Here is a 14,369-nt window from a genome sequence, read left to right on the forward strand (position 1 = left end):
ATATTTATCATGTTTATGATATGGAGGTTTTAAAATGAAGAAAGTAATTACTTACGGAACTTTTGATTTACTGCATATAGGTCATATAAATTTACTACGTCGCGCAAAGGAGTATGGGGACTACTTGGTGGTTGCCATTTCAGCAGATGAGTTTAATGCTCTAAAAGGAAAGAAAGCATACTACACTTTTGAACAAAGAAAGGCTATCTTAGAAGCCATTCGCTATGTAGATGAGGTTATCCCGGAGTATACGTGGGAACAAAAAATAGAAGATGTTAAAAAACACGATATTGATGTATTTGTTATGGGGGATGACTGGACAGGTAAATTTGACTTTTTAAAGGAGTACTGTGAAGTCATTTATTTACCAAGAACAGTCGGAATCTCAACAACTAAAATTAAAACTGATTTGAACATGGCGAAAAATGGCTAAAGAAATTATTATAAGCGTATACTTATTTGTTTTCCGTATACTCTTTAATTTCTTTAAGATATTTCCACTGAAAAGAAAGACTGTTGGTGTGGCTACTTTTGGAGATAATATTTTCTATACAATGGAAGCAATGACGAAATTATCCAATGAAGAAATGGTTATACTAAAAACGGCTTCATGTAAATATCGCTTTAACGGACTAAATACAACCGTCATTCCTTTTACTTTACGTCATCCAATTGCCTATATTCAATCGATCTATCATCTTGCAACAGCTACTACAATTTTAGTAGATACGTATTACGGTTTTTTGGCTGCTAGCAATTTTAGACAAGATGTGACATGTATTCAACTATGGCATGCAGGTGGAGCCATAAAGCAATTTGGCTTATTGGATCCTAGTAATAAGGTTAGATCCCAAAAAGCAATTAAACGTTTTAAACAAGTATACAGTAAATTTGATTATACTGTAGTAGGTTCCGAAATGATGGCTAAGACTTTTAAAGAAAGCTTTGGTCTGACTGATAACCGCATCCTTCGAACTGGAATACCGCGGTCTGATGTTTTATTTGATTATTCAATGAAGGAACATGTTTACAATGAAATGGTAGAAAAACATCCAAGCATTAAAGATAAGAAAATTATATTATACGCACCTACATTTCGCAGTAATCAACTGTCCAATTACCAATCGCAATTAAATATAGATAAATTGTATCGTGAACTTTCAGATGAATATGTTCTTTTTATAAAACCACATCCTGCAATAACCTATAAAATTAGTGAACAATATGAAGGCTTTGTATATGATGTATCGGATTTCTATGATACGAATCAGCTCTTGCTGATTGTAGATCTATTAATCACAGATTATTCTTCCATCCCATTTGAATTTGCATTGCTGCAAAAGCCAATGGTCTTTTTCGCGTATGATATGGAAGAATACAGAATTAAAAGTGGGCTAATTAGCGATTATGAACATCAAGTCCCTGGTCCCGTAGTATTTTCAACAGAAGCTATTATCTTGGCAATTAAAAACAATAAGTTCGATTATAAAAGAATTCAAGAATTTGCAAATACATGGAATGAATATTCAAAAGGAAATTCTAGTATTCACTTAGCAAAATACATTACACGTACAGAAGAAACAAAGAAAGAAAAAGTTATTATCTAGCACCTTCGTTAATCAGGGTGCTTTTTTAATGTTTAAAAAGATGAAAGGCAGTTACATGTATATGCAATTTTTATCCCCGCTTTTATTTAAGTTCATTAATAGAATACCATATAACCCCCCCTTCTACTGTTAAGTTTTCGTAAAAAATGTAAATTATCTGTAAACTTTACTGAAATTCTTTCTAAAATATACTACTATTGTTTTGTTTAAACAAATAATATTCTTTAATAGATTATGTACGTATTAGTTAGAACAAGGGCACTACTCAAAACAGCAACCTCATGGATGAATGAAGAGTATTGCGGGTAATTCAGATACCCATGATCATTAGCAATAACGGCAAAAGAAGAAGCAAGAATTATTAATACCCGACTTCTTACTGTAGAACAGCAAATGATGCTCTTGTTATATGGTTTGAAAGCTGTATCATATTTTCGAATGGATAGCTCTATTAAGCGCAAAAGTAAATCATTTTAATTGAGTTATCTACTCATAGAAAGCAAAAGACAAATAAGATACAATAAGATTTAATAGCTTTAGCCACTTAAAAAACATTCAATTCACCTAAATACATACTATTAGAAGACAACAAGAAGCATGTGTTCAAATGCACTATACTTATACCAAAAGTTTAAGGTAATAAAGGTTTTAGATTCTTATTGTATATTTAATACAGATCAATTATTACTGATTAAAAATTAAACGGAGATTACAAATCAAAATTATCTTAATTCGACTGCTTAGAAGTTAAACTGATAAAGTGAATCTTCATTCATTAGGGGGGCTTTCTTTCTCCCCTACTGATAGAAGCATAATAAAGAGGCTAAGATCGTGACATCTTGTTACAAACGCTTTTGCGATCAACATCCTTGGAAAACAGCAATGTATTGCTATCGTAGCTTTCCATGTCCTTGAAAAATCGCGACGTTCATTCAAGAAGCATTCCTTATCCTTTAAAAATCGTGAAGTATCGCTGCCGTGATTTTTTCTTGACCTGGCACCCGAACAAATCAGGCTTTTAGGTTCTGTTATCTCCCATTCAGACTTCTTTGTATTATCTAAAACCTTTGATAGAAGTCTTGTTGCCTCTTAGATACGGGGATAAATAAATTACAATTAAACACAAGTTCAAAATCACTGCGTTTTAATATATGTATGGATGGCTTCATCATGCATAAGATAATATTTAGACTGAATTTGAGCCAACTTTTGCTTAAGCATAAAGGAGTTTAATAAATATGAAATTTGTAACCATTATGAATGTACCTTTTTTAAATACTAATCAACGATCTTTCGTTTTGTTATTGCAAGAACGTATTGAAAAAAAGCAAAAAACTTTTGTTATTACGGCTAATCCTGAAATTGTAATGAGAGCTAATAAAAGCAGGGAACTAATGCAACATATTCAACTGGCTACTTTTGTCGTTGCTGATGGAATAGGAATTGTTAAAGCGGCTAAAATATTAAAACAACCTCTACCAGAACGAGTTACAGGTTACGATACAATGATCCAATTACTAAAAATTGCCAACAAAAATTCGTATAAAATTTTTCTAATTGGTGCGAAACAGAAAACATTAAAAAAAGCAATTGAAAAGATAAATACGGATTATCCGAATATTAAAATAGTTGGTTCCCAAGATGGCTACTTTAATTGGGAGGACAATGATATATCCGAACGAATCATGCAATTACAGCCAGATATAACTTTTGTTGCATTAGGTTCTCCAAAACAGGAAAAATGGATTGCTAACAATATTTCTTATTTTAAACATGGAATTTTCATAGGAGTTGGCGGTTCTTTTGATGTAATCTCCGGAACAGTGAAGCGTGCACCTGTATTATTTCAAAAATTAAACTTAGAATGGCTTTATCGCCTAATTAAGCAACCTAGTCGATGGAAACGGATGCTTGTTCTGCCGCAATTTGCTATTAAAATTTTTAAACAGAAACTAAAGGGGAAAACTTCATGAGTAAATCAGCCTTTGTAAAGAGCACAATTTTACTAACGATTGCTACATTCATTTCAAAGGCTCTAGGCAGTATTTTTCGAATACCTTTACAAAATATAGCTGGTGATACGGTATTAGGTATTTTTAGTCTTGTTTATCCAGTCTACATGGTTTCTCTTACCCTTTCTGTGGCAGGAATACCAATCGCAATTTCAAAACTAATTGCCGATGCAAGAGCAAAAAATAACTTTACATATATTAAAGAAATCTACATGACAGCAAGTATACTTGCTTTACTTTTTGGAATCAGCAGTTTTATCCTTATTTATATCTTTTCGACTCCGATTTCTAATGCATTAGGAGGTACTTCTATTAAGCCAGCTTTACTAGTCGTAACTGCAACGTTACTAATAGCACCGTACATGGCTGTTTATAGAGGATACTTCCAAGGATTTGGGGATATGAGGCCAACAGCAATTTCACAGGTTATTGAACAGTTGGTACGAGTAGGATTAATTCTTATTACAGCATTTTACTTCGTGCAAAAAGAGGCTTCGGATGAAACTATAGGTGGATGGATTATGACTGGTTCCGTTGCAGGTGCGTTTATTTCCCTTTTTTATTTAAAGATCAGATATAAACGTTTTAACTTAAGCCAGTCTTCTAATAGAAAATACACTCTTCTGTTATTTTCAAAATGGAGTAAAAAAATACTAAAGCTTTCCATTCCTATTGCTATTGGTGCTATAACGATGGCTTTAATAAATTTTATTGATTCGTTCACTATCCCCTATGGATTACGGAGTATAGGAGTAAGTGAAAAAAATATTAACTATTTATATGGAATTTATGGACGAGGCCTCTCAATCGTTCAAATAGCAACCGTCTTTTCAACATCCATTGTATTACCACTAATACCTTTATTAACAAAAAAGGTAGCACAAGGGGATCGGGACGGCGCTCAAAACATTATTGAGAAAACTCAACGAGTAACACATATTATTTCATGGCCAGCAGCATTGGGACTTTTTAGTTTGACACTCCCTATAAATATTGCTTTGTTTACGGACTTACAAGGAAGCTGGGTGTTAGCTATTATTGGTTTCAGCTCTGTATTTACTTCCTTAACTATTTTAAGTACAGGAATTTTGCAAGGAATGAACTTAGCTAAATTAGCAGCCACCATTATTATATTTGGTGTACTAATAAAATCCATAGCAAATATTTATTTCATTCAGCTTTTTGGCTTAACCGGTGCCGCTCTATCAACTTTAATTGTTTACTTATGCTTATTTTTAATAAACTCCTTTTTTATTTATAAAAATCAACCTTTTTCTTTCATGAAATTAACCGTAGTAAAAATAATCTGCTCTTCAATTATAATGGGACTGGTTATAGCATTACCATTTCTATATATAAATATAGAAAACTGGTCACGCCTGCAAGCTTTACTATATCTAATCTTTGCAATTTTAGCCGGGGCTGGATTATATACATTGCAATTACTTATATTCAAGGTCGTTGATAGTTCAATTATAAAAGAAACAATAAAATCCATCTTTAAAATGGCTCATAAACCAGCTGGAAAGGATAATAAAAATATGTTTAAACGTAAATGGATATGGATGATCTTAACTGTATTATTAGTAATCACTTTGCCAAAGACCATGGAGAGAATAAACGTAGAATCTGAAAATAATACATATGAAATAGTTGTCCCATATGAAGAAATTGAGAAGCTGGCCATTGAAGATGAAAGATTAACAATCGACTCTATTCTTACTTCTTTAAAAAAAGCTGGTTTAAACTCCGTCAGCATAACGCCAATCTCATTAAATTGGATGGAGGATCAAGGTATAATTAACATTTTTAGTGAACAGGAGCTAGCTAGTGCATTACTGTTTAGCGAGCAAAAAGGCGCTATTAATGTAAAGCAACAAGGCTATTATATTACACCACCGCAAGACCCCTATTTTAAAAATTTAATCGAAAAACTTTTACAACCAGCTACAATTTCGATAAAAAATCAAAACTTCTACTTTTTAAAAAAAGAAGAAGATATTTTATCGCATAACTTTGCATATAATCAAAAAATCATTGATAAAGTACATGAATATGACTTAAATCCCATTTTTAGAATTGAAAATTCAACGAAACCATTAAACCAAATAGTAATAAATCAACTTATTAATGTAAAAAATAAATATAATGCTAACATTTTATTTTCGGGCCAAGAAGTTATCGGTTACCCGAATATTAATAACTTAAAAAAATGGACAAACCAATTATCTAAAGTAGGGTATCATTTTTATGCTATCGAATTTAGTCTTCAAAGAGGAATACAGACCGTTGCTCGCCAAACCAATTATGATATGATTAAGCTCCATAGTATTAATTTGAACAATAAAACAATGGAACAAAACATCGACCAAGCTGCAAGAGCAGTAAAAGAAAGAAAAATACGTTCTATTTTCTTTCGTTTTGAAGATGGTGATGCTATTGCGAGTATAGAAAGTGCTAAACATTTTATTAAAAATGTCCATACAAAATTATCGCCAAATTACCATAGTGGTTCTCCATCAACTTTTAAGGAAATAAATATACCAAAATGGACCCAAATTGTTATTTTAATTTCAGGTATCCTCTTCACCGGATTAGGAGTATCAACACTTAGAAGTAGAATGCTTGTTATTGCTGCTAGTATATTTATGACCTGTTTAGCTATTTTATATCTAGTTAGCCAAAAATTATTATTACTGCAAGGATTTGCACTAATCATAGGTATAGTAGCGCCAATTTTTAGTATATTGTCTACAATGACGTTGCAGAGAACTACCATACGCTATATATCGTTACAATATTTAAAAGCTCTCAGTATTACCTTTGTAGGGATATTAATTGTCATCGGATTATTAAATGGAAACGAATTTATTACGGGATTTGAAATATTTAGAGGGGTTAAATTAGTATATATAGTCCCGATTGTTTTCATAAGCGTATATTTGCTTTGGAGAGAAGGTTTGAAGCTTTTAAACCAATCTGTGAAATACTGGCATCTTGCCTTATTATCTCTAATTGGCATAGTTGGATTATATTATATTACTCGTACAGGTAATAATGCTGCAGTAAGCAGCATTGAGCTAATGGTTAGAAGCTCGTTAGAAGAATTATTATATGTCCGACCAAGAACGAAGGAATTTTTAATAGGTTTTCCACTTTATCTGCTAGCTATTTATGTAATTAACTTCAAAAGCCTATTAGGAAAGTTACTATTAATACCTGGTGTAATTGGGTTTTTATCAATTATGAATACTTTTACGCATATTCATATTCCCTTGCATATTTCATTATTAAGGTCAGCTTATAGTATAATAATTGGTTATGTTATTGGGCTGCTATTTATATTCTTATATAAAAAATGTGCACCTGTAGTTGAAAAATGGATTAGCAAGAGGTGGGCATAATGCATATCGTACTTTCTGGATATTATGGGTTTGACAATGTTGGAGATGAAGCAATACTATTTTCGATTATTCAGGCATTAAGAAAATTACAGCCGGATATAGAACTCACTGTTTTATCGCATCATCCTAAAAAAACATCAGAAATTTATGATGTTAAGTCCGTTAGTCGTAATAACATAAATAAAATTATCCAAGCGCTTAAAAAGTCTGATGGATTAATTAGTGGTGGAGGGAGCTTATTACAAGACAAAACAGGGCACTTTACAATTCCTTATTATTTAGGAATTATAAAGCTAGCAAAACTTTTAAATAAACCTGTTTTTATTTACGCTCAGGGAATGGGACCAATAAATGGATTCTTAAGTGAGTTGCTAGTTAAAGCAACTCTAAATAAAGTTGACCAAATTACCGTTCGTGATGAAGCCTCCCAACATTTATTAAAGGATATCGGAATTAAACAGCCGGCAAAAATTGTACCTGATCCTGTTTTAGGGTTAAATCCGCATGATTATAAACATAATTGGCAACCAATCAATGAACTTAACCAAGAAGAATTTATTACTGTAAGTGTGCGTAATTGGCATACTAAATATCCATTTAACGAAAAGCTTGCTCATTGTCTAGATCTACTTGTTAAAGATGGTTATGGAATTGTTTTTGTACCGATGCATGGCAAACATGATAAAATAAAATCGCAGGAGATTGCTAAAATAATGCAAGAAAAAAGCTATATATCACCTGCTGACACGCCTTTACAATCTAAAATTTCACTGATTGGGGATTCTAAACTCTTAATTGGGCTACGTCTACATTCATTAATTTTCGCAGCAATAAACTATACTCCTTTTGTAGCAATATCTTATGATCCAAAAATAGATGCTTTTGCTTCGCTATGTGAGCAACCAATAGGTGGAAATGTAGAGTCAGATAACTGGAATGGTCAAACATTATATCAACAAGTAAAAAATATGCTATCCAATTATGAGCGAAACACTGACATACTTAAAGAAAAAGTCCAGATTTTACAACATCTGGCTCGTAAGACACCAGAGCTAGCATTAAGTGTTTTTTCAAAAAAGGCATATTAATAACGAAGGCTTTCTTAACCAGAGCGTATTAGAATACTGGCTTTTGTTTTTCAGCAAGAACAAAAGCCAAGTGCTCAGTTAGCAATGTACATGTACAAACTCAAGATCTTCTAACGGGATAAAGTGAAACTTCATTTCTTGGAACGCTTTTCCCCAAGAAATGTTAGTTAAACCAATCGGGGATTTAGGATCCGTTTTTCTCAACTTGTTCGCAACATCATTCGCTCATTTTTGAATGGAGAAAAATACGGATCCTTACATCCGGGATAAAGGAAGAGACTTGGACAAAACTAAAACAGCTGATTAAAAGACGAACAATAAATCGTCCTTGTACTATAGGAAAGTATAAAATTTTATGGTTTATCGTATAAGAAAAACTACGGCTTTCGCTAAGGAATTGGCGATAAGCCAAGCTTTTCTAATGTATACGTAAGTTTAGCGTAGTCAACATATGTAGACTCCTGCGGGAATAGCTCGAGCTGAAGATCCCTCAGGAAAGCGATTTTTGCTTTCCGAGGAAGCTGAGGCCGGGCCCGCGGAAAGCGAAATATGTTGACGTAGCGAGGATAGGATTTTTTAACACAAACAAACCGAACAATTATAATGTGATTACCCCCAAAAGTTAGAGTTTTATTATACAGTTGATTGGCTGGATTGCGTTCGATACTCGACTGGGCTCAGCCCGGCCAATTTTTCTTTTATTCGTTCATGATTATACCAATAGATATATTCTTCAATCCGACTTTTTAATTCTTCATAGCTTACTAATTTTTCTCCATAATACATTTCTTGTTTTAAAATGCCAAAAAAATTCTCCATGGAAGCATTATCCGCACAGGTTGCTTTTCTAGACATGCTTTGGAATACTTTATTCTCTTTTAATGTTCTCACCCATTGGTTGTGTTGGTAATGAAAGCCTTGGTCAGAATGGATGGTGGTGCGATAGGTTGCATGATTCTTTATTATCTCTATCGTTTCTTTTAAAGGTTCTATGACAAGATCTAACGTTGGACGTTCCTTGATTTTATACGCAATAATTTCTCCGTTATAAAGGTCAAGAATCGGATTTAAATATAACTTCTCTTCACTTAGACATTTGAATTCTGTAATATCGGTTACTAATTTTTGAAGAGGAATTGGCGTGTTAAAACGGCGAGACAATCGGTTTTTCGCCACTTTTCCAACGTTTCCCTTATAGGAATTGTATTTACGGGATTTTCGCATAAATTTCACACATTTCAATCCCAATTCGCACATAATGCGATATACTTTTTTATGGTTGATAACGTATCCTAATTTATTTAGTTCTCTAGTAATACGTTTATAGCCATAACGTTCATGGAACTTTTTAAATAAATCGATAATGATTTTTTTTAGTACTTTGTCTGAATCTTCTCTGCCAAAATTTTTCACATGATAGTGATAGGTTGCTTCAGGTATGCCCACAATAAGGAGAATATCTTTTAATCGGAATCCTTCTTCTTTAAGTCCAAATGCCACCTTTGCCTGTGCTTTTCGTGGAAGGCATTTGGATTCTCCCGAAAAGCTCGTAGCTTTTTTAGGTACGCATTTTCTAGCCTTAATAGTTCATTCTCTCGTTCTAATATTTCTTCACGTGTTAACTTTTTTTCTTCCTTTTTCTTCCGTTTATTGGGTTTCTTAGACATAGAAGACTCCCCCTTTGGTTTCAGGCCTTCTACTCCTTGTTCCTTAAATTCTTTCATCCAGCGTCTAATTAAGGAAGGGTTGTTCAATTTAAATTGAACAGCAGTTTCTAAAAAAGTAGCACCTGTCTTTAACACAAATTGTATCGTATTTAATTTAAATCGAACAGGATAAAACTTCCTAGCTTTTTTTCTTTTTAACCCATCCATTCCCTGAGACTTATAGACTTTCACCCATTCAAATATTGGTGTTGCGCTACCCATATTATATTTTTTTGCCAATAATTTATATCCTAGGTTGCCATATAAATACTCGGTGACAAGATTTATTTTAAATTCTTCACTATATTTAGCCATAAAAACACCCCCGAAAATTAGATTTTCTACTCTAACTTTCGGGGGTCGGCACCTAAGTGAATTGTTCGGTTTTTGCTATTTAGTATTTGCTTATGTCCCAATCCCTTCCTTTGGATTCCAACCGAACTGATGTTAACTTATCGAAGGAAAAAGTTCGAAGTTTGCTAGCTGCTGCCGCCTGCTGGACGAAACGGATTTAGATTTACAGATATGAACAAATTTTTACATAATTAGTGTTCCAAATTATTCACGTTATTTGGAATTTTCATCTCCTATTCTTTTAAAATATCCTTATTGAGAATATACACCATATAACAGGTCCGTATTTTTGTATTGCATGCCAACCAAACTCTCTGATTAAAGACATAAATAAAATGCGAACAAAACTTGAAGCTTTGTTCGCATTTTATTTTATATCTCTTAACAAGATATTTTCTTTCTTAGCACGATTTAAACTCAAATGAAACGGATCCATTTTTCCAAAGATAGACCAATAGAATGGTATAAACTTATATACAAGCCTAACGGTTAACCAGCTAAGTAAGCTTACAAGCACGAAAGTAACCAATTGCCAACTGTGATAGATTATCGGAGCTCCCGAACTAATTAATCCTCTAAAAATCATTAGAAATAATGGATGTACTAAATAGATTCCAAATGAAGTTGCACCAATCTCCATAAAAATTAATTTAGTTTTTAAACTAAATGTTTTATTTGCTATATGTGCTAAATAAAACAGTAACAATCCAGCAAATAACGCGTGAGTCGCCCAGGCGAACTCTCCAAGATAATTACTTACCATTGTTGGAATGTTATTTGAAACAGAAGAAAATATATTCGTGCGCACAGCATACATATAACTGGTATAGAGAATTAATAATCCACCGTATCCAGTACCTATCACTATTAAGATACGATCTCTGAAGGTAGATTTTCTTAATTTAAGTTTAATTTCATTATAATATATACCAAGATAAGCTCCAATAAAATAAAAAGAAAGGTAAGAAAGTGAAACAGAATTTTTCCATGGAATATGAAAATAACTTTTATTTAATATGACCCATGCCCATTGTAATAATAACCCAATCCAGATAGCATGCTTTCTTAGAAATGAAGATTTTTTAAACAGTATTAAAAACAGTGGAAATAACAAATAAAGTTGAACACTGATAAAGACAAAGTATAAGTGTGTATGCGCCTTTCCTAAAGCTAATAAAGTAAAAAACCTACTAACTGCATAGGAGATACTAGAATAATCATAATATACATACATTTTTACGATAAAATAGATGAAAGAAAAAATAAAATATGGAATTAAAATGAACTTCAGCCTCTTCATATAAAACCGCTTCATTAATCCCATACTCCATTTTCTAGGGTAATAATTGTAAAACAATACAAAACTGCTTAACATAATAAATGTTGGTGTTCCTAATTTACCAGCTATATTAAAAAAGTTATATATTGGAAATAGCACTGAATCTGTAGGAATATTTGTTACCCCGCTTGATGAGGCATGAACTACCACCACTGCTAAAATGGCAAATGCTCTAGCAAGCTGTATTTCATCTAATGATGGCCTTTTTACTGTATTCACAAATATCACCCAAACTAATATAATTTACTTATACAGGATTGCCGACTATAAAATAAAACTTTATGCAGTGGGCTTCATCTCCTGTTGATTAAAGTAGAACAAAAGCTAAAATTTCGGCATCCTTGAAAACCACGATGGCAATTCAAGTAGTTTTCCTTATCCTTGAAAAACCGCGGTGTATCGCTGTCGTAGCTTTCCTTGTTCTGCTGCTCCAAACAAATTAGGTATTTACGTATCGTTACCTCCTACTTAGACTTTTGCGTATTCTCAATGACTCAGAAGTAGAATCATATGTCACCTTAAATTCAAGATAACTGTAGTTGAAAAACAAAATTTTACTTAGATGCCATCATTCATTTCAATTTTATCTTAGCTCCCTCAAGCCAATTTAAAACCGGTCGATATTTTACACTAATAATACCTGTTAATTCTACTAGTAACTCTACCATAATTAATACCAAAACTAATATAATGACTGATCCCCACATCGCTGATCGCGTCAAGATAATCCCTGCTAAACTAAAGAAGCCGCTCATAACATATAGTAAAATCACTGTTTGCCTATGTGTATATCCCATTTTTATGATACAGTGATGTAAGTGGGATTTATCCGGTGAGGACAATGGTTTCTTATGAATAATTCTACGAATAATCGCAAATAACGTATCTAGTATTGGAATAGCTAAGATAATAATTGGCACCATTAATGAAAATATAGCTACATTTTTAAACAGACCAATAACTGCTATTACACTGATCATATATCCAAGAAACAAAGATCCTGTATCGCCCATAAAAATCTTTGCAGGATGAAAATTATATACTAGAAATCCCAAAGTGCTTCCTAATAACATTAAAGAAATTAAAGCTATAGGGAAATTCCCCATTGAAATTGCTAAACCAGATATCGTTAATAATGCAATAGAAGATACTCCTGCAGCTAATCCATCTAAACCATCAATAAGATTAATTGCATTTGTAATCGCAACAACCCAAAGTATAGTGAGAGGTATTGATGCTGCACCAAATTCTATTTTATCTCCAAAAGGCACCGTTATAAATTCTATGCTATATCCTCCAAAGACAGGGACCATCGCTGAAATAACTTGACCAATTAACTTGATTTTTGCGGAAAGCTGGAACAAGTCATCCATTATTCCCACAAATAAAATGATGGTTGATCCTACAACAATTGGCCAAAAAGAAGCCGTACTTGGAAGAAATAACAAAAAACCAATAAAAAAGCTAACATAAATAGATAATCCTCCAAGTCTAGGCATAAGCTTTTTATGAACTTTACGATGGTTTGGTTTATCAACAGCACCTAATTTAATAGCCAGTCTTTTTACAAGTGGTGTTAAAACAATTGCTGCAATAAAGCATATAATAATACTACTGTAGTTCACGGAGATCCTCCTACTTAGGCAATAGTTTATAACCTTCCCTTTTTAAAATAAAATGCGCAAAAGAACATCGAAGCACAATCTCTACTTTTAGGAAGCTGTTCAAAAAGTCCGGTAAAAATGACACATCCATTTTTTCATTGGCTTGTTTCTTGTTGCTCATGCTTCGTAACTAGGTGCACTGCACCACTCAGAACTTTAACACACAGGACGTGTTGGTATGTCAGCGTTGTTACAGAAAAGGAAAGCTAGCATGATATATCGCGTTTTTTAGGAGTAAGACTTTGACAGCGATACATCACAAGAAGAAAAAGTGTTTTTTTCAAGGACATTACGAATTAATCGATATTAAGCTTTTTCATCCTCTATTTGTACATACACTGTACTATATTTTGCTAAACAATTGCCCTGTTAATTTCAGTGGAATAAGCATATATTTTATATTTTTCCAATTCATCTGTGGTTATAAGTACGGATGGGTATTTTCTAAAGCGTTTCATTTGGTCAACGCTATTGACCGTCCAGGCTACAACTTGAATTCCTAATTTATCACATTTATGAATATATTTTTCTTTTAAACCATCATACTTAACAGCAATATAAGTTGCATGAAGCTTTTCTATTAATCTAAAATGGGACCGTTTTAACTTATTTACGAGTGGCCCTATTTTTATATCGCTAGAAATTTTTCTTAATTTTGCTAATGATTGATGGTCAAATGATATAACATAAACTTGATCTAACATATCAAGCTTCTTTATAATTGCAAAAACTTTTTCTTCCATACAATTATATAATTTCGTATTTTTCATTTCTATAGAAACAATCACTTTATTTTTAGCTAATCGAAGTACTTCCTCTAGAGTGGGGATCCTCTCAAACTCTCCTACTGTAAAATGTACTAGTTCTGATAGCGTATAATGACGTATTTCTCCACTCCCATTAGTCATTCTATCGATCTTATGGTCATGCATAACAACAGGAATACCATCTTTACTTAAATGCACATCTAATTCAATGTGCGTAAAGCCTAGTTCAATAGCGGCTTGAAAAGAAGACAATGTATTTTCTGGATACTTAACTGGATAGCCTCTATGACCAATTCCTCTAATATGCAAATGAATTCTCCTTCCTAGATTTGAGAATAAAATTTATGTCATTTGTTTATTTCATTATAAACTTAGACTATTAAAATTATATTAGAAAAAAGTAAATTATTTGTAAATTTTAACTTCCT

Annotated in this window: 10 protein-coding genes; 5 read left to right on the plus strand and 5 right to left on the minus strand. The window is 32.7% G+C overall.

Translation table 11 applies throughout. The features are described 5' to 3' along the window. Positions 1–34: 34 nt before the first annotated feature. The 5 genes from tagD to csaB all read left to right on the plus strand — a co-directional run bounded on the left by tagD (position 35) and on the right by csaB (position 8,111). The gene (gene tagD, locus JNUCC74_RS16210; protein ID WP_077318448.1) at positions 35–433 is read left to right on the plus strand and encodes a glycerol-3-phosphate cytidylyltransferase; all 399 of its coding nucleotides are present in this window, start codon (positions 35–37) and stop codon (positions 431–433) included. 88 nt (positions 434–521) lie between these two features. Then, a complete protein-coding gene (locus tag JNUCC74_RS16215) occupies positions 522–1,607 on the plus strand; it encodes a CDP-glycerol glycerophosphotransferase family protein (RefSeq protein ID WP_245799708.1) in 1,086 nt (361 codons plus the stop codon). A gap of 1,238 nt (positions 1,608–2,845) precedes the next feature. Next, positions 2,846–3,580: a WecB/TagA/CpsF family glycosyltransferase gene (locus JNUCC74_RS16220; RefSeq protein WP_077318450.1), complete on the plus strand. Its 735-nt coding sequence runs from the start codon at positions 2,846–2,848 to the stop codon at positions 3,578–3,580. After that, positions 3,577–7,023 carry a DUF5693 family protein gene (locus JNUCC74_RS16225; RefSeq protein ID WP_454066116.1) on the plus strand — a complete coding sequence of 1,149 codons (3,447 nt, stop codon included), beginning with the start codon at positions 3,577–3,579 and terminating at the stop codon, positions 7,021–7,023. Before JNUCC74_RS16220 ends, JNUCC74_RS16225 begins: the two co-directional genes overlap by 4 nt. Then, positions 7,023–8,111, plus strand: coding sequence for a polysaccharide pyruvyl transferase CsaB (gene csaB / locus JNUCC74_RS16230; protein WP_077318452.1), 1,089 nt, complete (start codon positions 7,023–7,025; stop codon positions 8,109–8,111). The genes JNUCC74_RS16225 and csaB overlap by 1 nt, the downstream gene beginning before the upstream one ends. 633 nt (positions 8,112–8,744) lie before the next feature. Here the strand turns inward: csaB and JNUCC74_RS16235 are convergent. The 5 genes from JNUCC74_RS16235 to JNUCC74_RS16255 all read right to left on the minus strand — a co-directional run bounded on the left by JNUCC74_RS16235 (position 8,745) and on the right by JNUCC74_RS16255 (position 14,250). Next, positions 8,745–9,611 (minus strand): IS3 family transposase, encoded by an 867-nt coding sequence (locus JNUCC74_RS16235; RefSeq protein ID WP_454065614.1) that lies wholly within the window; start codon positions 9,609–9,611, stop codon positions 8,745–8,747. Then, complete coding sequence (locus JNUCC74_RS16240) at positions 9,575–10,132, minus strand: helix-turn-helix domain-containing protein (RefSeq protein ID WP_454065613.1); 558 nt, start codon at positions 10,130–10,132, stop codon at positions 9,575–9,577. Before JNUCC74_RS16240 ends, JNUCC74_RS16235 begins: the two co-directional genes overlap by 37 nt. Before the next feature lie 406 nt (positions 10,133–10,538). Continuing rightward, complete coding sequence (locus JNUCC74_RS16245; protein ID WP_454066117.1) at positions 10,539–11,729, minus strand: acyltransferase; 1,191 nt, start codon at positions 11,727–11,729, stop codon at positions 10,539–10,541. 353 nt (positions 11,730–12,082) lie between these two features. Next, on the minus strand, positions 12,083–13,135 hold the full coding sequence (locus JNUCC74_RS16250; RefSeq protein ID WP_454066118.1) for a glycosyltransferase family 4 protein: 1,053 nt from the start codon (positions 13,133–13,135) through the stop codon (positions 12,083–12,085). A 392-nt stretch (positions 13,136–13,527) separates the two neighbouring features. After that, positions 13,528–14,250: a glycerophosphodiester phosphodiesterase gene (locus tag JNUCC74_RS16255; protein ID WP_454066119.1), complete on the minus strand. Its 723-nt coding sequence runs from the start codon at positions 14,248–14,250 to the stop codon at positions 13,528–13,530. Positions 14,251–14,369: the final 119 nt, after the last annotated feature.

This window comes from Cerasibacillus sp. JNUCC 74 (assembly GCF_053667775.1).